The 19,123-nt window shown below is 69.7% G+C and carries 21 protein-coding genes and 1 other RNA gene; 7 read left to right on the forward strand and 15 right to left on the reverse strand.

Annotated elements, in window-relative coordinates:
* Positions 1-7: 7 nt before the first annotated feature.
* Together ACFWY5_RS07865 and ACFWY5_RS07870 are read left to right on the forward strand one after the other, a co-directional pair.
* Positions 8-709, forward strand: coding sequence for a helix-turn-helix domain-containing protein (locus tag ACFWY5_RS07865; RefSeq protein WP_379609773.1), 702 nt, complete (start codon positions 8-10; stop codon positions 707-709).
* Between the two features lie 55 nt (positions 710-764).
* Positions 765-1,310, forward strand: coding sequence for a dihydrofolate reductase family protein (locus ACFWY5_RS07870; RefSeq protein ID WP_379630874.1), 546 nt, complete (start codon positions 765-767; stop codon positions 1,308-1,310).
* Positions 1,311-1,314: 4 nt separating this feature from the next.
* On the opposite strand, the gene ACFWY5_RS07875 is transcribed toward ACFWY5_RS07870, so the two are convergent.
* The 7 genes from ACFWY5_RS07875 to sigJ form a co-directional block, all read right to left on the reverse strand.
* Positions 1,315-1,716, reverse strand: a complete 402-nt coding sequence (locus ACFWY5_RS07875; protein ID WP_379630875.1) for a hypothetical protein — start codon at positions 1,714-1,716, stop codon at positions 1,315-1,317.
* A 207-nt stretch (positions 1,717-1,923) separates the two neighbouring features.
* A complete protein-coding gene (locus tag ACFWY5_RS07880; protein WP_379630876.1) occupies positions 1,924-3,621 on the reverse strand; it encodes an ABC transporter ATP-binding protein in 1,698 nt (565 codons plus the stop codon).
* A gap of 8 nt (positions 3,622-3,629) precedes the next feature.
* Positions 3,630-5,375 carry an ABC transporter ATP-binding protein gene (locus ACFWY5_RS07885; RefSeq protein WP_379630877.1) on the reverse strand — a complete coding sequence of 582 codons (1,746 nt, stop codon included), beginning with the start codon at positions 5,373-5,375 and terminating at the stop codon, positions 3,630-3,632.
* Entirely contained in the window at positions 5,372-5,740 is a 369-nt protein-coding gene (locus tag ACFWY5_RS07890; RefSeq protein WP_379609778.1) for a cupin, read from the reverse strand. Before ACFWY5_RS07890 ends, ACFWY5_RS07885 begins: the two co-directional genes overlap by 4 nt.
* Positions 5,737-7,134, reverse strand: a complete 1,398-nt coding sequence (locus ACFWY5_RS07895) for an MFS transporter (RefSeq protein ID WP_379630878.1) — start codon at positions 7,132-7,134, stop codon at positions 5,737-5,739. The genes ACFWY5_RS07890 and ACFWY5_RS07895 overlap by 4 nt, the downstream gene beginning before the upstream one ends.
* Positions 7,135-7,241: 107 nt before the next feature.
* On the reverse strand, positions 7,242-7,430 hold the full coding sequence (locus tag ACFWY5_RS07900) for a hypothetical protein (RefSeq protein ID WP_379630879.1): 189 nt from the start codon (positions 7,428-7,430) through the stop codon (positions 7,242-7,244).
* A gap of 16 nt (positions 7,431-7,446) precedes the next feature.
* Positions 7,447-8,403 (reverse strand): RNA polymerase sigma factor SigJ, encoded by a 957-nt coding sequence (sigJ, locus tag ACFWY5_RS07905; protein WP_379630880.1) that lies wholly within the window; start codon positions 8,401-8,403, stop codon positions 7,447-7,449.
* A gap of 141 nt (positions 8,404-8,544) precedes the next feature.
* On the opposite strand from sigJ, the gene ACFWY5_RS07910 reads away from it, so the two are divergent.
* Positions 8,545-9,207: a DUF2306 domain-containing protein gene (locus ACFWY5_RS07910; RefSeq protein ID WP_379609783.1), complete on the forward strand. Its 663-nt coding sequence runs from the start codon at positions 8,545-8,547 to the stop codon at positions 9,205-9,207.
* Here the strand turns inward: ACFWY5_RS07910 and ACFWY5_RS07915 are convergent.
* Entirely contained in the window at positions 9,133-10,035 is a 903-nt protein-coding gene (locus ACFWY5_RS07915) for a LysR family transcriptional regulator (protein WP_379609784.1), read from the reverse strand. The two genes, ACFWY5_RS07910 and ACFWY5_RS07915, sit on opposite strands and share 75 nt — an antisense overlap.
* Positions 10,036-10,152: 117 nt before the next feature.
* Here ACFWY5_RS07915 and ACFWY5_RS07920 point away from each other — a divergent pair, with 117 nt between their 5' ends.
* Complete coding sequence (locus ACFWY5_RS07920; protein WP_379630881.1) at positions 10,153-10,680, forward strand: hypothetical protein; 528 nt, start codon at positions 10,153-10,155, stop codon at positions 10,678-10,680.
* Here the strand turns inward: ACFWY5_RS07920 and ACFWY5_RS07925 are convergent.
* On the reverse strand, positions 10,677-11,900 hold the full coding sequence (locus ACFWY5_RS07925; protein ID WP_379609786.1) for an oxygenase MpaB family protein: 1,224 nt from the start codon (positions 11,898-11,900) through the stop codon (positions 10,677-10,679). The two genes, ACFWY5_RS07920 and ACFWY5_RS07925, sit on opposite strands and share 4 nt — an antisense overlap.
* Before the next feature lie 138 nt (positions 11,901-12,038).
* Between ACFWY5_RS07925 and ACFWY5_RS07930 the strand changes: the two genes are divergently transcribed.
* Positions 12,039-12,683: a TetR/AcrR family transcriptional regulator gene (locus ACFWY5_RS07930; RefSeq protein WP_379630882.1), complete on the forward strand. Its 645-nt coding sequence runs from the start codon at positions 12,039-12,041 to the stop codon at positions 12,681-12,683.
* Between the two features lie 54 nt (positions 12,684-12,737).
* Complete coding sequence (locus ACFWY5_RS07935; protein ID WP_379630883.1) at positions 12,738-14,570, forward strand: CocE/NonD family hydrolase; 1,833 nt, start codon at positions 12,738-12,740, stop codon at positions 14,568-14,570.
* Positions 14,571-14,651: 81 nt separating this feature from the next.
* Here the strand turns inward: ACFWY5_RS07935 and ACFWY5_RS07940 are convergent, their stop codons facing one another.
* Positions 14,652-15,221: a hypothetical protein gene (locus ACFWY5_RS07940; protein WP_379609789.1), complete on the reverse strand. Its 570-nt coding sequence runs from the start codon at positions 15,219-15,221 to the stop codon at positions 14,652-14,654.
* A gap of 592 nt (positions 15,222-15,813) precedes the next feature.
* On the opposite strand from ACFWY5_RS07940, the gene ACFWY5_RS07945 reads away from it, so the two are divergent.
* A complete protein-coding gene (locus ACFWY5_RS07945) occupies positions 15,814-16,215 on the forward strand; it encodes a hypothetical protein (RefSeq protein ID WP_379630884.1) in 402 nt (133 codons plus the stop codon).
* Between the two features lie 446 nt (positions 16,216-16,661).
* On the opposite strand, the gene ACFWY5_RS07950 is transcribed toward ACFWY5_RS07945, so the two are convergent.
* The 5 genes from ACFWY5_RS07950 to ssrA all read right to left on the reverse strand — a co-directional run bounded on the left by ACFWY5_RS07950 (position 16,662) and on the right by ssrA (position 19,070).
* Positions 16,662-17,126 (reverse strand): TIGR00725 family protein, encoded by a 465-nt coding sequence (locus ACFWY5_RS07950; RefSeq protein WP_379630885.1) that lies wholly within the window; start codon positions 17,124-17,126, stop codon positions 16,662-16,664.
* A gap of 4 nt (positions 17,127-17,130) precedes the next feature.
* A complete protein-coding gene (locus ACFWY5_RS07955) occupies positions 17,131-17,283 on the reverse strand; it encodes a hypothetical protein (protein WP_379630886.1) in 153 nt (50 codons plus the stop codon).
* A gap of 110 nt (positions 17,284-17,393) precedes the next feature.
* Complete coding sequence (locus ACFWY5_RS07960; RefSeq protein ID WP_379630887.1) at positions 17,394-17,663, reverse strand: hypothetical protein; 270 nt, start codon at positions 17,661-17,663, stop codon at positions 17,394-17,396.
* Positions 17,664-18,191, reverse strand: coding sequence for a hypothetical protein (locus tag ACFWY5_RS07965; protein ID WP_379630888.1), 528 nt, complete (start codon positions 18,189-18,191; stop codon positions 17,664-17,666). It lies immediately after the preceding gene.
* A 494-nt stretch (positions 18,192-18,685) separates the two neighbouring features.
* Positions 18,686-19,070, reverse strand: a transfer-messenger RNA (tmRNA) gene (gene ssrA, locus ACFWY5_RS07970).
* Between the last annotated feature and the right edge of the window lie 53 nt (positions 19,071-19,123).

Below are 19,123 nucleotides of genomic sequence, written 5' to 3' on the forward strand. Positions count from 1 at the left end.
GATTGCGATGGGCTTGCAGGTCGAAAGCCGGGCCTCCGACTCGCCCTACATCGATCGGGTATGGCGCAGCCGGAGCTCCGACGTCGCCCGGATGATGTCCGTCGCGGCGGCCCGCTGGGACCTCGTCTTCTGGGAGCACCGGGGCCAGGCGTGCGCCGCCGTACAGGGGCCCGAGACGCGGGCGCGCGCCGCGCCCGTCCCCGAGGACGCGACGTTCTTCGGCATCACCTTCTCCCTCGGCACCGCGATGCCCCACCTGCCCATCGACCGGCTCGTCGACAACTCCGCGACGATCCCCGGCACCACCGGCAGCTCGTTCTGGCTGAAGGGCTCGACCTGGCGGCTACCCGGCTACGACGACGCCGAGGCGTTCGTCCGGCGGCTGGTCCGCGAGGACGTCCTGGCCCGCGACCCGATCGTCGCCGCCGCGCTCGACGGTTCCCGCCCGGAGGTCTCGGACCGCACGCTCCAGCGGCGGTTCCTGGCCGCCACCGGCCTGACCCGCGGCGCCGTACGCCAGATCGACCGCGCGCGGCACGCGGCGATCCTTCTGCGGGAGGGCCGGCCGGCCCAGGAGGTGGTCCACCGGCTCGGCTACTTCGACCAGCCCCACCTGGCCCGCTCGCTGACCCGCTTCATCGGCCGGACCGCCACGCAGCTCGCCGGCCCGCGGCAGCCGGAACCGCTGTCGCTTCTGTACAAGACCTGACCGCCCGTTCCGGCCTACCCTCCCACTCGTATCGAACGACCTAAGGAGCACCGCCATGGCAAGGATCATCTCCAGTTTCTTCATCTCCCTGGACGGCGTCGTCGAGTCGCCCGACAAGTGGCACTTCCCGTACTGGAGCGATGAGATGGGCGCCGTGGTCATGGAGGGCATGGGCAGCGCCGCCGGCTACCTCATGGGCCGCACGCTGTACGACGAGTGGTCCTCCTACTGGCCGACCGCCGAGGCCGACCCGGAGGCCGGCAGGTCGCTCAACGAGAGCCGCAAATGGGTCGTGTCCAACAGCCTCGAAAAGGCCGACTGGAACAACACCACGATCATCTCCGGCGACGTCGCCGCCAAGATCCGCGACCTCAAGGAGCGGACCGAGGGCGACATCCAGATGTCCGGCTCCGCGACGACGGTCCGCTGGCTCCTGGCCCACGGGCTCCTGGACCAGCTGAACCTGCTCGTCCACCCCATCGTCGTCGGTCAAGGCCGGCGTTTGTTCGAGGACACCCCGACCCACCCGCTGAAGCTCACCAACTCCGTGACCTTCGACACCGGCGTCCTGAACCTCTCCTACGTCCCGGCCCCCAGCTGAGCGCTCACCAGGGCCAGAACCCCACCAGCCAGGCCCCGGACAGCACCACCCCGCCGACCGACACCCACCCGCCGGCCAGCACCCCGGCGGCCAGCGCGTACGGAGCGGCGGTGAACAACGCCATCCACAGCCAGCTGATCTCGATGTACCTGCCGGTGGTGGCCGCCACCATGACCATGAGGCCGGCCGTTCCGAGGAACAGCACCCCGGTCGCCCACGCCAGCCGCCCCCAGGAACGGTCGGTCAGCACCGACCCCCGGGGCGTCATGGACCCGGCCACGTAGAGGACCGCCACCCCGGCCAGGACGGCGGGCACCAGCATGATCGGCCCGATGGCCGCGATGAACGTCCCCGCCACAAGGACGCCCGCGCTCATCGGCAGGCCGAAGAGCCCCACCAACAGCATCTGAACCACCGCCGGCCGCCACGGCCGATCAAACGTCGCCAGGACCACACCGGGATCATAGGCGGTCACGGAGCAACGTCAATGTGCCGAATGCCATGGGATCGTGGCTCGCCTCCGCCCGGGTCCGGCCCGGCCTGCTGCTGGAGACCGTGGCCAGGATCGAACCCTCGGTGCTGGCCCGGCTCGCGACCCGGGACCGCGCCTGACTCAGGAGCTGTTCAGCGAGACGTTCCAGAAGGCGGCGTAGCGGCCGCCGCGGCCCAGCAGCTCGTCGTGGCCGCCCTCCTCCACGATGCCGCCGTCGTCGAGGAAGACGATGCGGTCGGCGCGGCGGACGGTCCGCATCCGATGCGCCACCATCACCACGGTACGGCCGGCCATCAGGTGTTCGATCCCCTCATGGACAGCCGCCTCGTTCACCGGGTCCAGGGCGGAGGTGACCTCGTCCAGCAGCACGATGGGCGCGTCCTTCAGCAGCGCCCGCGCGATCGAGACACGCTGGCGCTCGCCGCCCGACAGCAGCGCGCCGCCCTCGCCGACGTTCGCCGCCCAGCCGCCGGGCAGCCGCTCGACCACCTCGTCCAGCCGGGCGGCGGTGGCGGCGGCCCGTACGTCGGCGTCGTCGGCGCCGGGGCGGCCGAGCCGTACGTTCTCCTCGATCGTGCCGTCGAAGAGGTAGACGTCCTGGAAGACGATGGAGATCCGCTCCATCAGCGTCTCGGAGCTCATCGCGCGCACGTCCACGCCGCCCACCCGGACGGCGCCCGCGTCCACGTCGTAGAAGCGCGCGAGCAGTTGCAGCAGAGTGCTCTTGCCCGAGCCCGACGGCCCGACCACGGCCAGCCGCTGTCCCTGCGGCACGGACAGCGACACCTCGTCGAGCACCGTGCGCTCGCCGTGCCGGAACGTGACGGACTCGAACTCCAGGTCGTGGCCGCGCGGCAGGACCGGTTCGCGGGGTTCCGGCAGCGGTTCGGTACGCAGCACCGCGTCGAGCCTGGCCAGCTCGGCACGCGCGCCGCGTACCTTGCCGCCGATGTCCGACAGCGCCAGCAGCGGGTCGGCGCCGCGGGCGGCCAGCACCAGGATCGCCAGCACCTCCGCCACCCCGACGCCCCCGCCGAGCGCGAGGTAGGCGCCCAGGACCAGCAGCGCGGTGAAGACCGCCTGCACGGTGATCGTCGTGGCCACCACGCCGGACAGCGCCGACAGCACCATGCGGCGGGAGGACCGCTGGAGTTCGCTCAGCGCGTCGTCCAGGAGCCGGAACCGCTCGTGGGTCCGGCCACCGGCGCGCAGCACCGGCTGGGCCTGCAGGTACTCGATGACCCGCCCGGTCGCCTCGTGGCCGCGCTCCGCGGTCCGCGCGTCGGCGGCGGCCATCGAGCGTCCCGACCAGACCTGGATCGCCGCCACCACCGGCACGGCGACCAGCGCGGCCAGCCCCATCTGCCAGTTGAAGGCGAGCATCACGGCCACGATCGTCAGCGGAGTCACCCCGGCGGCGATGAACGGCGACAGCAGGTGCGCGATCACGCTCATCGCCTGCAGCACGCCCTCACCGGCCAGGACCGACACCTGCCCGACGCGCCGGGCGTCGTACCAGCCGATGGGCAGCCGGGCCAGATGCCCGCCGAGCCGGTGGTACATGCCGCGCAACAGCGAGATGCCCATCCGGAACCCGGACAGATCACTGAAGTAGCGCAGCGCCGCGAAGAACGCGACCGCGACCCCGAACGCGACCAGCCAGGGCACCGCCTCCCCCGGCGTGCCCCCGAACAGCGCCCGCAGCACCGGGAACAGCAGCGCGTAGGACAGCCCCTCGGCCACCGCGGTCGCCGTCATCAGGACCACGGTGCGGCGCAACGGACGGGCGTACTCGTCGCCCAGCACACGAAGCAGCATGCGGATCATCAGAGTTCGTCTCCCTGCGGTGATCGGTGGGACTGCCAGAACGCGGCGAACCTGCCACCCCGCGCCAGCAACTCGGCGGGCCTGCCGCGCTCGACTATCGCCCCGTCCTCCAGCAGTACGACGGTGTCGGCGTCGGCGACCGTCTCCAGGCGATGGGCGATGACCAGGATCGTGCGCTCACCCGCCAGCCGGGCCAGGGCCCGGCGTACCGCCTGTTCGGTGTGCGGGTCGGCGAAGGAGGTCGCCTCGTCGAGCACGAGGACGGGCGCGTCGGCGAGCAGCGCGCGGGCCAGCGAGATCCGCTGCGCCTCGCCGCCCGACAACTTCACGTCCTCGCCGATCACGGTGTCGTAGCCCCGTGGCAGTTCGAGCACACGCTCGTGGATGTTGGCCATGCGCGCGGCGCGTACCACGTCGTCGTGATCGGCGTGCGGTACGGCCAGCGCGATGTTGTCCGCGACCGAGGCGCGCAGCAGCCGCACATCCTGGAAGACGAAGGAGACCGACCGGTAGAGCTCCCGGCTGCCGAGCTCACGCAGATCGACCCCGCCCAGCAGGACCGACCCGTGGCTCGGGTCGAAGAACCGCGGCAGCAACTGGACCAGCGTGGACTTGCCGCCGCCAGACGGGCCGACGACGGCGGTGACCGTACCCGGCTCCAGGACGAGGTCGATCCCGCGCAGCACCTCGTGATCGTCCTCGTAGCCGAACCGGACGTCGCGCAGCTCCACCCGGTACCCCTGCGGCGCGACCGGGCGGGCGGGCTCGCGCAGGGACGGCACCGCGAGCACGTCCTTGATCCGCCCGACCGCGCGCCCGGCGGCCTGCATCTCGTCGAAGCCGTGGCCGAGGGCGGCCACCGGTGCGGTCAGTCCCAGCCCGAGCAGCAGGAACGGCAGCAGGTCGGCGGGTGCGAGACCTCCGGACGTGATCAGGACCGTGCCGCCGATCAGCACCACCAGCAGCACGAACGGCGGCGACAACGCCACCTGCATGCCCGCGCCGATCCCGGAGATGCCGTAGATCAGCCGGGAGAAGATGCCGACGAACTCGTCCACGGCCGTCACGAACCTGCTGTGGGCCCGCCCGGATCCGCCGAACGCCTTCACCACCGAGATCCCCTGCACGAACTCGACGACCGAGCTCGTGATCCGTCCCATGGCCGCGTCGAACGCCTTCTGCTCGCGCAGCCTGGCCGGGGTCATCATCAGGGGCACCAGCGCCAGGGCCAGCACGACCGGGATGAGCGTGATCAGCGTGAGCCGCCAGTCGACGGTGAACAGGTAGACGAGCGACACGAGCGGCACCACGAACGCGGAGACGAGCTCGCCCGGCGTGTGGGCGATGAACGGGTGCACTGCGCTCACGTCGTCGCCGACCACCTTGGCCAGTTCGCCGCTGTGGCGCCGGGAGAACCAGCCGATCGGGACCCGTCCCAGCCGCGCCGCCAGTTGCCGGCGGAACATCAGCTGAACCTGGCCGTCGACCAGGTGCCCGATCCCGGACGAGGCGCCCGTGAACAGCAGCCGGACGAACAACCCGGCCGCTCCCGCGATCACGACGGTCCAGACGTGGCCGTGGTCGAGCGGGCCGGGCGACAGCAGCGTACGGCCCAGCTCGACGACCGCGAGCAGCGGCGCCAGCCCCGCGACGGCACCGATGACCTGCAGAACGACCACGGCGGCGAAACTCAGGGCATGGGGGCGCAGCAGCCGCGCCATGCCGGGCGACTCGGTGGCGTTCATCGCTTCTCCAGCCGGCTGCCGCGCGGAAGGGTGACGGCCATGATGTTGCTGGGGATGTCCAGCTCGATGCGGTGCCAGCGACCGCGCGGGACGACGGCCGCGGTTCCGGCGATCAGCCTGATCTCCTCCTCCTGCTGGCCGGGCCGTTCCGGGCGCAGGTAGAGGCGGATCTTCCCGATGAGACAGGACACCAGTTCCTCGGCCTCGGGGTGGATCTCCCAGTGGTCGGCGTGGACGTCGGCGCCGGTCTTCGCGTGGAAGGCGGTCAGCCGCCAGCCGTCCTGGCCGGGGGTCCCGGCCTTGACCTGGCCGTCTTGGTGGAGATGGAGAGAGGAGGCGAACAGATCGATCGGGGTGATGGTCATGCCGGGACGGCCTTCCTGCGCAGGACGGTGAGGGCGATGAGGACGGCGGCGGCCAGGAGCGCGGCGCAGACGGTCAGGCTGAGCGCGTAGCCGTCGGTGAGGGTCTGCGGCGTGAGGACCTGGCCGGTGCGGTGGTGTGCCACGGTGCCGAGGACGGCCAGCCCGAGCGAGGCGCCGATCTGGCGCGAGCTGTTGAGCAGGCCCGACGCGGTGCCGCTCTCGTGGGCCGCGACGCCGGTGGTGGCCGTGGAGACGACCGGCCCGAGGCATAGGCCGAACCCGACCCCGATCACGACCGACGGCCCCAGGACGTGGGTGAGGAAGGAACCGTCCGGGCTGATCTGCCCGAACCAGGCGAACCCGGCCCCGGTCAGCAGCGCGCCGGCGATCAGCAGCGTGCGCGGCGCGGCCCGGTAGCCGAGCTTGACCGCGAGCACGGACCCGGCGACCACCGCGAGCGCCATCGGCAGGAACATGAGCCCGGTCAGCGCCGGCCCCGTTCCGAGCACGCGCTGGAGGTAGAGGGAGGCGAAGTAGAAGGACGCGGCCATGGCTCCGCCGACCAGCAGGTTGAACAGGTTCGCGCCGAGTACCGACCGGTTGGCGAACAGACCGAGCCGGATCAGCGGCTCGCGCCGGGTGGTCAGCTCGACCCGCACGAACGCGACCAGCAGCGCGATCGCGACCGCGAGCGTCGTCACCGTGGTCGGCGAGGTCCACGCATGGTGTTCGGTACGCACGATGCCGAACACCAGCAGGGTCACGCCGGCCGTGGCCAGGACGGCTCCGAGCACGTCCGGACGACCATGGCGAACCGGCGCCGGTTCCGCGGCGACACCCCTCCAGGCCAGGGCCAGCGCGCCGGCGGCCATCGGCACGTTCACGAACATCACCCAGCGCCAGCTCGCGTACTCGGTGAGCAGACCTCCGATCAGCACGCCGAGCGCCCCGCCCGCGGCGTTGGTGGCGCTCCAGACGCCGAAGGCGCGCACCCGCTCCCTGCCCCCGGGAAACGTCGTGGCCAGCAGCGACAACGCGGCCGGAGCCAGCGCGGCGGCCCCGATGCCCTGGGCGGCGCGGGCGGCGATCAGATGGCCGGGTTCCTGGGCGAAGCCGCCGATGAGCGAGGCGAGGCCGAACAGGCCGAGGCCCAGCAGAAGGACCTGTTTACGGCCATACCGGTCGGCCGCCTTGCCGCCGAGCAGGAGCAACCCGCCGAAGGTGAGCGCGTAGGCGTGGATCACCCAGGTCAGTCCCACCGCGCCGAAGCCGAGGCCGGCCGCGATCTGCGGGAGTCCGACGTTGACCACCGACAGGTCCAGCGACACCATGAACTGCACGACCGCCACCGTCGCCAGCGTGGACCCCGTGCGTGTGCGGACCGATATCGTCATGCCCGCAATCGTGGTCGAGCCGCAGCTCAGAGACGTCGTACCCGTGAAGTCAATTGCCGCTACCGCCCCCGCACCAGTGGCGGTCCCGACTACGCCGGGGGGAGTAGTCAGCCGTGGGACGCCGCCGAAAGGTCCTGCCCGTCGGCCCAGGTCTTGAGCCGGTCGGCGTAGACCTGCTGGATCATCGGATAGAAGCCCTGCCCGAAGAGCACCCGCAGGGGCGGCTCGGCCGAGTCGACGATCGTGAGCAGCGTCCGGGCCGCGGCGGCCGGGTCCCCGGAAGGCTGATTTTTCATGACCCCGGCCAGTGACTCACCACGCGCTCGCGATGGGCCGATGCGGCCCGGCGGCCGCCCACTGCCGGGTGATGCGCTCAAGCTTGGCGGGGTTGACCTGAAGGTGGATCGCCGCGACCCCGTCAGGGCCCACGTCGAGGCAGAAGACGCCGAAGGCCCGGTCACCGGTCTGGGCCAGCAGGGCGGGACCGCCGTTGACGACGACGGCGTGGAAGGCGAGACCGTCGCCGCCGAGCATGGCCCGCTTGGCGTCGGTCGGCCGGAACACGCGCGCCAGGTACCGCGCGATGTCCGGCGCGCCGACGATCGGGGTCCTGCGGGCCGGTACCCGGCCACCGCCGTCGGCCACGCTGACCGCGTCATCGGTGAGCAGCCGGACCAGCGGCTCGGTGTCGCCGCTGAGCGCCGCGGCCAGAAATCCTCGGACGATCTTCTCCGCCGCCCCCGCGTCGACCTCGCCACGGGAGCGCCCGGCGGCCAGGTGCTGCTTGGCCCGCCGGAAGACCTGCTGGCAGTTCGCCTCGGTCAGGTCGAGGATCTCCGCGATCTCGCGGTGGGGGTAGCCGAACGCCTCGCGCAGCACGTAGACCACGCGCTCGTTGGGCGAGAGCCGTTCCATGAGGGTGAGCATCGCCATGGACACCGACTCACGCTGCTCGGCGGTGTCAGCCGGGCCGAGCATGCGGTCTCCGGCCAGAACCGGCTCCGGCAGCCACTGCCCCACATAGGTCTCCCGCCGGACCCGCGCCGAGCGTAGCTGGCTGAGGCAGAGGTTGGTGAGCACCTTCGTCAGCCAGGCCTCGGGCGTCTCGATCAGCTCACGGTCCGCCGCGTGCCAGCGCAGGAAGGTGTCCTGCACCGCGTCCTCGGCGTCGCCGGCCGACCCCAGCATCCGGTAGGCGATCGCCTCCAGGCGACCTCGGAAGCTCTCGAAGAAATCGGCCTCGCGCGACATGCCTCCATGCTCGACCATGCTGGGCGCACCCCTCCAACCGCCCCCTGAGATGAGGCAGGGGTGACCCCAGGGCAGTACTCAGGGGCGCACCCGATGCCCGGCCGATCTCTCCCGGATCATGCTGTGCGCATGCGGATCAGCCGGGCCGGTTGGGCCCTCATGACTGTGCTCTCCTTGTTCATCGTCTTCATCGCCGCGAAATACCTGACCTTCGACCCGGCCGTGTACTTCCCGCAGCAACGCGAGATCTACACCGAACGTGTCCTTGCCCTCGGACTGCACATCTCCGGTGCGATCGTCGCCCTTGCGATCGGGCCCCTGCAGTTCGTGGGAGCGATACGGCGCCGCCTGCCCCGCCTCCACCGCGCCATCGGCGTCCTCTACCTCCTGGGCTGCCTGGCCGGCGGAATCGGCGGACTCCTCCTGGCCCCCACCGCCCACGGCGGCCCGATCGCCGGCCTCGGCTTCGCCGGCCTGGCCGTCAGCTGGCTGGTGACCGGCGCCATCGGCCTCCGCATGATCCTCACCGGCCGCGTGGCCGACCACCGCCGCTGGATGATCCGCAGCTTCGCCCTCACCTTCTCCGCCGTCACGCTGCGCCTCATGCTCCTCGGGTACGGCGGGCTGGCCTCGGCCGAGCTCATCACCCTCGACTTCACCACGGCCTACGTGGCGATCGCCTGGCTGTGCTGGGTCCCCAACCTCCTCATCGCCGTCCACTTCACCCCGGCCCCGGTTCCGCACGCGTCAAGCACTGGCCGGCGGCGCGAGTTCGGCCGCGACCTCGGCCGCGATCTCGATGGCTCGACCAGCGAGCGGTGAGTGGGTACGGCCGGCCCGCCAGTGCAGGTAGATCTCCCGCGGCGGCGGGGAGGGCCGCAGTTCGTGGACGCGGAGCCGGTCGTCGGAGGAGACGCCGGCCCCGCGGATGGCGAGCCACGGCAGCACCGCCGAACCCAGACCCGCTCGCACCATCGACAACAAGGTGTCGTTGACCGCGCTGCGGAACACGAACTGCGGGCGGGCGCCGCCGCGGGCCAGGGCCTGTTCCATCAAGGGCTGGTCGCAGGTCAGCGGCCAGGCCACCATCGGGACACCGTCGAGCCGCTCCAGCGCGACCGGCCCGTCGGGGAAGGCGCCGGCCCCCGCCACCAGCAGGTACGGATCGTCGAGCAGCTTGAGGTGATCGCTGTCGCCGTCGATGACCCCGTCGTAGAACAGCAGGTCGAGGTCGCCGATCCGCGGCTGGTCCGGCTCCTCCTCGGACAGTCTGATGTCGCAGCCGGGGTGCTCGGCACGCAGCCGCCGTACCACCGAGGGGAGGATCACGTTGGACACGCTCTGGAACGTGCCGATGTCGATCCGGCCATCGCCCGCCTTGAACCTTTCCACGGCGTCGTTCAGCGCGCCGGCCTTAGCCAGCAGGTCGCGAGCGTGGCCGAGGACCACGGAGCCGAGCGGGGTGAGGCGGACGGGCTTGGGACCGCCCGGCCGGTCGAACACCAGGCCGCCGACGGCCTTCTCCAGCGCCGCGACCTGCTGGCTCACCGTTGACTGGGTGTAGCCGAGCCGGGCGGCCGCCCGGCCGAACGAACCCTCCTCGGCGATGGCGGCCATCGCCGCCAGGTGGCGCAACTCGATGTCGGACACGCGTACCACCATAGCCTTGAGCGATTGACTTAATCGGAAATCATCGCTTTTCACGATCAAGCCACAAGACGGCCCGTACGCGGCGTTCGAGGGCGGTGGATGTGATCGTATGAGGCCATGGAGACCGTGCTGGCCGGAGCCGTTGCCGTTGTGGGAACTCTGCTGGGTTCCATCGTCACGTACTGGTTACAACGACGGGCGTCCGATCATGGTGATAAGCGGCTCAGAAGCTCCCAGCTCAGACAGGAGCGGATCGAGGCCTACGGCGCCTTCGCCGCGGCGGCGACCACCCTCCGGCAGGCACGGACCACGCGGTGGTACAGACGGCAGGACGATTCCGGAGGATCCGCCTACCACGAGGCGCGAGCCGCAAGCGACCAGGCCCAGGGAGTCGCGCTGCACGCCCTCTTCCGTGCGCAGATCGTCGCCGGCGAGAACGACGTGACGGCCAGCGCCCAGGATGCCCTCGACGCGATCGACGAGATCCGTCCCGGCCTGTCACGGCCGGAGTTCCAGGCGAAGCTGGAGAACAGCCGGCTGCTGCTCGCCCAGTTCGTGGCGCACGCCTCTCATGAAGTGACGAGCTGGGAGACCTCACCCGCGCTGCGAGAGCTGCCCGGGTATCCCGAAGAAGCGCGCCCCTAGCCGGGCCGGTTGCCCGTCGGGATCACGATCTTGGTCTGCGCGCCGCGGGTGAGGTAGTACGTGGTCCACTTCTTGACCATCTCGTCGAGGAGCCAGGCGGCTGCGGGCACCAGCGGCAGCCCGATCAGTCCCTCCCGGAAGCGCACCAGCAGCGGCCAGGCGGTCTTGACCACCGGGTCCCACAGCGGCTCGCGGCGGATGCCGTTCCAGTCGGCGACCTGGTTGCCGGTGAGGTATCTGGAGAACGCGTTGACCAGCGGCTTGTCGATGCCTCCCGGGCTGGTCAGCTCCGCGAGCATGTCCCGCAGGATGGCGTTGAGCTCCACTCCCTCCCGGGTCGGCCCCATGTTCCTGGGCAGGACCAGGTCCGACTGGGTGTAGGAGGTTTCCCAGGTGGCGGGGAGGAACTCGTCCCTGATGCCGAGCATGTGCCCCAGCATCTGCACCGAGTGCAGGTATCCCTCGACCTCGGTGGCGGACATGCGCACCTTCCACTCCCGCAGGCCGCGCATGGAGTACGTCGCCAGGGTGTGCCACGTGACGAGCATGTCCTCCTGGCTGATCGGGATGGGGCCCGACCAGTGGGGGGACGACTTCAGCAGGTGCCGTACCGCCGCGTGCACCAGCCGGGTCTTCACCGCCTCGACCACGGCCGTGCCGCCGGCGCCCCAGGCGTTCTGGGGCCGGACCGCGTAGGCCAGGATGTTCGTCTTGGCGATCCGGTCCTTCAGATCCGCGCCGCCCGCGGAGTAGTAGACCGCGCGGGCCTCCTTGGGGATGGCGGTGGCCAGCATCCCGGCGCCGACGATCGTGAGGACGACGATGTAGTTCCCCTTGAGCGCGTGGAAGCGCGCCCCGGCGTCCAGCTTGGCGGGGTCGGCCCACGACGGGAGTTGACGCGCCTGCTCGATGAAGGCCCGCAGATCCTCCGGCAGTCCTGCGGGCAGCGGCTGGTCGTTGCGGTTCCAGTCGTACAGCAGCCGGTTGACCTCGGGGATGGCACCGCGCTCGAACAGTGAGGCGAGCAGCGGATCGGCCACCTCGTCCCACACCCAGCGGGGGTCGGCGCCGGTGCCGGAGCCCGCGATCGAACCGCTGGCGGGCCAGGTCCAGTCGCCGGCCAGGGAGTCCGCCTGCGCCGGGGCGGACACCCCTAACGCGCCGAGCGCTCCCAGTGCGGCGCCCGAGATCAGTGCCTCGCGCCTGCTCAACTCTGCCATGCTCGCACTCCTTTCAGGGCATGCGAGAAAGGGATGATACGAAGAAACAACCCTTGCATCCGTGTATCATCATCAGAGCACAGGGTGACGAGCATCACAAGACCGCGGTTGAGGCAGAATCCCCTACAGGAGGTGGTCGTGGAATCCGTGCTGTCCGGATTGCTGGAGCGCGCCTACGTCGACGCCGTCGAGCGCGTCGACGACACCGACGAGCTACGGACGCGCATCCTCGACGCGGCGTACGAGCAGTTCTGCCGGATGGGCATCAGGCGCTCCACCATGGAGGACGTCGCCCGCCTGGCGAAGGTGTCGCGGATCACGGTCTACCGGCGCTTCGACGGCAAGGACACGCTGGTCGAACACGTGGTACGCCGGGAGTTCCGCCGCTACTTCGACCGGTTCCTCATCGACATCGAGCAAGCCGGCACCGCCGCCGACCGGGTGGTTCTGGGCTTCGTCAGCTCGTTGCGCGCCATTCGCGGCAACCCGCTGATCGGCGGCCTCATCGCCACGGAACCGGACCTCCTGGTCCCCTCCATGACGGCCGACGGCGGTCAGACCCTGGCCACGGTCCGGCATTTCGTCGCCGGCCAGCTCCGCAGCGAGCAACGCGCGGGCAACGTCTCGGGCCGCCTCGACGTCGACCTCGTGGCCGAGATGATGGTGCGCATCTCCACCTCTTTCCTGACCATCCCCAGCGCGATCATCGACCTGGACGACGACGAACAGCTGGCCGCGGTGGCCCGCCGGTTCCTCGTCCCCATGCTGGAACCACCGGCCTGAGCGTGTCAGCGGCGCGACGGTCCGGTGTCAGGGCCGTCCGCGACCGTTGGCGCCATGAAGTACACAGTGATCGCGGCACTCGCGAGCGCACTCGTGGCCCCGACGATTGAGGTCTCAGACAACCTCACCCAGCCCACCTTCTCCTACGAAGACGCCATCCGTGAGCACGTCCGCGTCGAGTCGACCGTCGACAGCGACGGTGACGGCAAGAAGGACCTGGTCCGGGTCGACATCATCCGGCCGAAGGAGTCCGATTCCGGGCTCAAGGTCCCGGTGATCATGCAGGAAAGCCCGTACTACGACGAGCCCGGCGTCGGCTTCGAGATCGAGAAGAAGAAGTACGACGCTGAGGGGAACGTGACGAAGTTCCCCATGTATTACGACAACTACTTCGTGCCCCGCGGCTACGCGTTCGTGTCCGTCGACATGATCGGCACCAGGCTGTCGGAAGGCTGCCCGACCTCCTATGGCCCGTCGGACGTGCTGGGCGGCAAGGCGGTCGTCGACTGGCTCAACGGCCGCGCGACCGCCTTCGACGCCAAGGGCGCCCCGGTCAAGGCGACCTGGACCACCGGGCGTACCGGGATGATCGGTCACTCCTACGAGGGATCACTCGCCGTCGGCATCGCCGGCACCGGCGTGCGGGGCCTGGAGACGATCGTGCCGCTGGCGTCGTTCAGCAGAGGCTACGAGATGTGGCGCGCGAACGGCACCCTCACCTGGTTCAAGGGCGGGACGGCCTGGCAGTCCAAACGGGTCGACAAGGACCCGGACGAGAAGTGCGGGGCCATCCGCCAGAAGATGCAGGAGGACTCCGACGACGGCACCGGCGACTACAACGCGTTCTGGCACGAGCGCGACTATCGCGACGGACCGCTGTTCAAGGCGAGCAACGTGCGCGCCAGCGTCTTCGCGGTGATGGGCTTCCAGGACCGGAACGTGGTGGGCAGCCACTTCTCCGAATGGTGGGCCAAGCTGCCGCGTACCGTGGAACGCAAGGCGTGGGTGACACAGTACGGTCACCTCGACCCCTTCTGGGCACGCCGCGACGTATGGGTCGACACCCTGCACAAGTGGTTCGACCACGAGCTGATGGGCATCGACAACGACATCATGCGCCGGCCCCGCATCGACGTGCAGCACGGCCCCGGCCGCTGGCTCACCGAGGCCGCCTGGCCCGCACCGTCCAGGACCGTCACCCTGCGCCCGCAGCAGGACGGCTCGCTGGCCACGACACCGTCCACCGGCACCGGCAGCTACGTCGACGTCGCCAGGACCGAGACCGCGATGTCCGAGACCCCCGCCACCACCAACCCCAACCGCCTGGCCTTCCTGACCCCGCCGCTGAAGGCCGCCACGCGGCTGTCCGGAACTCCGTCGGTGAGCATGCGGGTCAAGCTGGACAAGCCGGCCGCCAACCTCGGCGTCCTGCTCGTCGACTACGGCACCGACACCCGCATCAACCACCGCGAAGCAGGCCCGGACCGCGGGGAGGGGCTCAAGTTCATCGGCGGCGAAGACTGCGTCGGCGCGAGCACGAACGATGACGACGCCTGCTACCTGAGGGCCGCCGACAACACGGCGCCCACCGCCTTCAACGTCGTCAGCCGCGGAATCATCGACGCGCAGAACCACAGGTCACTGAGCCACTCGACGCCGCTGGTGCCCGGCAGGGCGTACCGGATCACCTGGAAGCTGCAACCGCAGGACTACGAGTTCAAGGCAGGACACCGGCTCGGCCTGATCCTGACCGGAAGCAACGACGACTTCAACCTCGACCCGAGCGGCACCGGCGGCGGCGACGACGCCGAACCCGGCACCGGCGCCAAGGTCACCGTCGAACTGGGCGGCACCTCGATCAAACTCCCACTGACCACCGGAAAGTAGCCCATCGCCTATGGTCGCGGCCCATGTGGTCGCGACCAGCCGGTCACTACCCGCGCCCGCCGCGGCTAGGCGGTCACGTGGTCAGAGGCGGCGGCACTGGTCCTCCTTGTTGCCGCCGACCACGTTGCCGCCGCCCTTCGGCGCCGGGCTGTTCTCCTTGCACTGCAGATTGCCCTTGACCGTGTTGCGCTCCACCAGCGCCCGCCCGCGGTTGCCGACGATCTGGATGCTCCCGCCGACCCGGTTGCCGGCCGCCTGGAGCCGGCCCCTGTTGGCGTCGTACTGGATGTCACCGGTGACCCGCGACGAACGGACCGTCGCCGCCCCGCCCTGCTTGACCTGTACGCTCCCGCCCACCTTGGAACCCCCGGTGACGGTGACGGCCCGCGCGCCTTCGGCCTGGACGTTGCCGATCACGTGCACCCCGCGCGCCACGAGCACCGCGTTCCGCTCCACCTTGACCGTGCCCTTCACCCGCGTACCGGTCAGCGTGCACGTCGCGCCCTGCGGCACCCGTACGTTGTCGAGCGTGCTCGCCCCAATCGAGCCACGGCACGTCCGCTCCTCCGCCAGCGCGGGTACGGCCAGCGCCGCCGCCCCCAGCCCCATCCCGAGCACCGAACCCATCAGAACCAGCTTGATCTTGCCCATGTCCGGTCTCCTCGTCTTTTGTCCACCACCAGCAGCCTTCCGGCGACCGATGAGACGCCGCTGGCACCACCATGAGAGACCTCTCACGCACTAGGCCGACACCGGCCCGCATCCAGGCAGCTTTCGCTGGTGAAAGGCGGGCCCAGCCACATAGCCGGGCAGCGGGGTGGGCCGCGAAGCCCAATAGGGGTCGGGTTCGCACCCCGACTGGAAGAACTCGCGGAGCGAAGCGGAGCACCATCTACTCGAACCCAGCGCTTCAGGTGCCAGAGCTGCGGCAGATGATCGAAAAGGTCGACTTCCCACTTTACTAGGAACGTTCGTTCCTAGTAGGCTAGACTCACAAGATCATGAGCGAGAATGTCCCCACACTTCCGCGCTACGGCCGAGGTCAACGCCATCGTCGCAGCCGCCGGGGCAACCGCTGATTGGTTGTTCCACAACAAACGCGAGACCTGTGCCGTGGTGGTCATCAGACGTGGCAAGCGGTCGGCAATGGTCTACGTTCCGGCGAACCCAGACGCTCGACCGGCCGCGTACCTTGAGGCACTGGTAGATCTGCGAGCCGCCATCGAAGACTTGGAGAACCATCATGACTGAGCCCATCACCTACACGGTCACTTTCGAAGAGGGCGGCTGGACCGCCCGAGACCACTCAAAACGAGTGCGCGGCGTGGCCGTGGCCAGCAATCTGACCCAGTTGGAGCGGGAGTTGGCAGAGGCTCACGAATGGGCCTGGCCCGAGAACCCGCCACCCGTCAAGCTCGTCCTTGATCTGCCCGGCGAATTGACAGCCAAGGTGAAAGCCTGGCGCGACGAGCGCAGGCTGGCCGAACTACACGCGGCCCGTAGCCTGGAAATGGGAGAAGAAGTCGTCGCCGAGCTAACGGCGCGCTGGTCGGAGCCCGACACAGCACGAATCACCGGCCTGTCCAAGCAGCGGGTACACCAACTGAAAAGGTCGTACCAGTCAAAATCCAAAGCAGACGCGTGAATGTATGGGCTATGTCCCGTACGGCCGACTCGGATCGCGGTTCCGTCGCTTGACGCAAGCTGGGCATGACCACCCGATGCTCGGCGACGCGGCGTCCCCGGATCGATGAACCCTCTCCTGGTACGAGCGGTCAGAGACAGGCCGATTGTCAGGTTGTACCGTCCTGGCCGGGACATCAGGTGATCGGGGAGCTGCCGTGTGAGGAGCATGCGTGGCCCGAGGGCGTCGGCGCGGCTGCTGGATTTCCAGGCGGGCCAGTCGGGCGGCAGGTCGAAGCGGAAGCCAAAGCGGCGTGTCGCGTGCAGCCCCTGCTTCGTCCAGATGAGCAACGGGTGATCGCCGGTGAGGTGCGGGCTGGTGTCGCATACGCCGCTGGCTGACGGCGGTCACGCGGTTTGATCATGAAGTGCCGGCGACTATGACGCAGGTCACAGTTCGGGCGTCGTTCAGAACAGCCCGGTCGCCTCGATGACCTCTTCCGGGGTGGCCGCGTAAACCACTCCTTCAACGGGCGAGCCATCGGCCGCGCTGATCCTCCAGCCGCCTATCTGCACGACCTTGGCGTCCCTGCGGCGGGCGAGGGCCAGTTCCGACAAGGTGCCCCAGGACCCGCCGACCACGATCACGGCGTCACCCGAGTTCACGATGATGGCGTTGCGCGCTTCCCCCATCCCCGTCGGGATCGCGACGCTGAGATGAGGGTTGGCGTTCTCTGTGGTCCCGGCGGACAGAACACCGATCACCAGCCCACCGGCCGAGGCCGCGCCCTCCGCGACCGCCTCCATCACACCGGTGTACCCGCCGCAGATCACGGCGGCCCCATGCTGGGCGAGTAGCCGACCGACCCGGCGGGCGTTGGCCAAGTCGTCTTCGGTGGCCGCGCGAGGTCCGCACACCGATACTTGAATCACGTGATCATCCTTCAGTCGGGTCTGCTGACGGCAGCGCTGCCGGACCGGCCGGGTACACGGTGAAGACCTCCGCCTCGGCCGCCAGCTCAGCGGCGACGGGCGCATCGGATTCGTTGAGGCGCTTCACAGCGGCCACCACCCTGCCGATGATCGGCACCGTACGGTGCTGCGGGGCCATTCTCAAGACCTCACGCAGGGGGTCGGCAGCGCCGTCGATGTCTCCGGCCGCGATGTGCGCCGCCGCCAGGTCCAGCCGAGCGGCGGCGATCAGCTCCGGCGAAGGGGCCGCCTCGGCCTCCAGAAGGGTGATCGCCTCGGTCGCCTCGCCTCGACCATCGCGCGAGGGAAGTCTCCGACGGCGGTATGGGCTTCGGCGGCATAGTAGGCGGCCTTGCCGGGATTGAAGCGGAACACCCCCGCCTCGACGTCTGGTTCGCCGGTCACCGCGTCACGGCACGTCAGGGCGAGGGCGGCGGCCCCGGCGAACTCGCCCGTGAGCCCGGCGGCGGCCAGCGCCCGCGCCTCCTGCGAGGTCAATCACAGCATCGCGGTACCCGTCGTCGCGTGGTTGCGGCCCAGGGCGGCGATGTCGGCGGCGCTGCGGTAGTCGCCCCGCCAGTAGGCGATGAGGGACTGCACCCATCGGGTGTAGGCGCGCAGTGGGCCGTCGTTGATCAGCTCCGCGCACACCAGCGCTGTCCGGGCGTGCGTGTCGGCCTCGGCTGGGTGCCCCAGGTCGGCGGAGGCGTGCGCGAGCAGGGCGCACAGCTTCCCGGCCACCAGGTACAGGTGGCGCTCGTCGAGCATGGAGAAGACGTCGGCGCGCAGCCCAGCCACGCGCCGGAAGGTAGTGATCAGGGGGCGGCGGAGGTAGTCCTCGGCGAGCCTGCCGACGTCGGCGTCGAGCTGCTCCATCGCGGTCTCGTCCAGTCGCCGGACCCTGCCCTTGGCCTCGCCCTGGCCGGAGCCGTCAGCGCCGCCTATCAGGTGCTCAGCGAGCGCGCCGACACGCGCCGCTTCCCGGCCCCCGGCCGCTTCATCACCGTCCGGGGGTGCAAGATCCACGTCCGGGTCGAAGGCGAGGGCGGGCCGACCATCGTCATGCTGCCCGGCATGACGGACAACGGCCTGAACTGGGCGCGCGTGTGGCGGCAGTTCGTGCCCGCGCACCGGGCGTGGATGTACGACCATGACCTCGTGGGCCCGGCCGGCTCTAGTCCGAACGCGGCAGATGCTCATCCTGGGCACGGACATCACCGTCCTTGGCGAACAAGCACCCGGCACTGGCACAACGCTTACCCAGGCGCAAGCCGCGCCTGATAGGACAGCCCGAGCGAAGCGAGGCCCAATGACCAGGGCGGGATCCAACCGCCCAACCACCCAGACGGGCAACGGGCGGGCCTCAAAGAACGCCCGACCGAAGGGAGGCCCTCCAGGGGTCGGGGCACCGCCCCGACTGGAAGAACGCGCGGAGCGAAGCGAAGCACCATGCCCTTGGGCCCAAACAAAAACAGCCTTGCCCCCCACGCCCGAAGGGCGCAGAGGGCAAGACCATGCTTCTGTGGAGGTGGCGGGAATCGAACCCGCGTCCTTCAACCCCAAATCAGGGCTTCTCCGGGCGCAGCCTGCTTAACGTGTTCTCAGCCCCGGCGCTCACGCAGGCGCGTCGCCGACAGGCTCAGCCACTGTTTGATTTCCCGCTCTCCCCCGTGGCCGGGTCGAGCGGTGGAGCCCTCTAACGATGCCAGGTCCTGAGCCGAGGGCGTGCTCAGGCTGACAGAGGTTTCGCTACTTAGGCAGCGAGAGCCAGGGAACCCTGGCTGACCTCAGAGTGCTTCTTATTGGCACTTATTGTTTGCGGTCACAGTGTTAACGAGGTTATGTCCGCCGTCCTCGGCCCGCTTCCCCTGACTTGCAAAGTCGAAGTCGAAGCCAGTCACCCCCATGTTCTGTTGTCAACACGGCCACCGAAGCGACCGAGCAACAAGAAGATACTC

It is taken from the genome of Nonomuraea sp. NPDC059007 (assembly GCF_042740555.1).
Lineage (GTDB): Bacteria > Actinomycetota > Actinomycetes > Streptosporangiales > Streptosporangiaceae > Nonomuraea.

Excerpts from the sequence above, each read along its gene's own strand:
- ACFWY5_RS07925 (WP_379609786.1), bottom strand. The coding sequence starts at position 11,900 with ATGGCAGAGTTGAGCAGGCGCGAGGCACTGATCTCGGGCGCCGCACTG.
- ACFWY5_RS07880 (WP_379630876.1), bottom strand. The coding sequence starts at position 3,621 with ATGCTGCTTCGTGTGCTGGGCGACGAGTACGCCCGTCCGTTGCGCCGC.
- ACFWY5_RS07895 (WP_379630878.1), bottom strand. The coding sequence starts at position 7,134 with ATGACGATATCGGTCCGCACACGCACGGGGTCCACGCTGGCGACGGTG.
- ACFWY5_RS07935 (WP_379630883.1), top strand. The coding sequence starts at position 12,738 with ATGAAGTACACAGTGATCGCGGCACTCGCGAGCGCACTCGTGGCCCCG.
- sigJ (WP_379630880.1), bottom strand. The coding sequence starts at position 8,403 with ATGGTCGAGCATGGAGGCATGTCGCGCGAGGCCGATTTCTTCGAGAGC.
- ACFWY5_RS07945 (WP_379630884.1), top strand. The coding sequence starts at position 15,814 with ATGACTGAGCCCATCACCTACACGGTCACTTTCGAAGAGGGCGGCTGG.
- ACFWY5_RS07890 (WP_379609778.1), bottom strand. The coding sequence starts at position 5,740 with ATGACCATCACCCCGATCGATCTGTTCGCCTCCTCTCTCCATCTCCAC.
- ACFWY5_RS07885 (WP_379630877.1), bottom strand. The coding sequence starts at position 5,375 with ATGAACGCCACCGAGTCGCCCGGCATGGCGCGGCTGCTGCGCCCCCAT.
- ACFWY5_RS07920 (WP_379630881.1), top strand. The coding sequence starts at position 10,153 with ATGGAGACCGTGCTGGCCGGAGCCGTTGCCGTTGTGGGAACTCTGCTG.
- ACFWY5_RS07865 (WP_379609773.1), top strand. The coding sequence starts at position 8 with ATGGGCTTGCAGGTCGAAAGCCGGGCCTCCGACTCGCCCTACATCGAT.
- ACFWY5_RS07870 (WP_379630874.1), top strand. The coding sequence starts at position 765 with ATGGCAAGGATCATCTCCAGTTTCTTCATCTCCCTGGACGGCGTCGTC.
- ACFWY5_RS07940 (WP_379609789.1), bottom strand. The coding sequence starts at position 15,221 with ATGGGCAAGATCAAGCTGGTTCTGATGGGTTCGGTGCTCGGGATGGGG.
- ACFWY5_RS07900 (WP_379630879.1), bottom strand. The coding sequence starts at position 7,430 with ATGAAAAATCAGCCTTCCGGGGACCCGGCCGCCGCGGCCCGGACGCTG.
- ACFWY5_RS07910 (WP_379609783.1), top strand. The coding sequence starts at position 8,545 with ATGACTGTGCTCTCCTTGTTCATCGTCTTCATCGCCGCGAAATACCTG.
- ACFWY5_RS07875 (WP_379630875.1), bottom strand. The coding sequence starts at position 1,716 with ATGCTGTTGGTGGGGCTCTTCGGCCTGCCGATGAGCGCGGGCGTCCTT.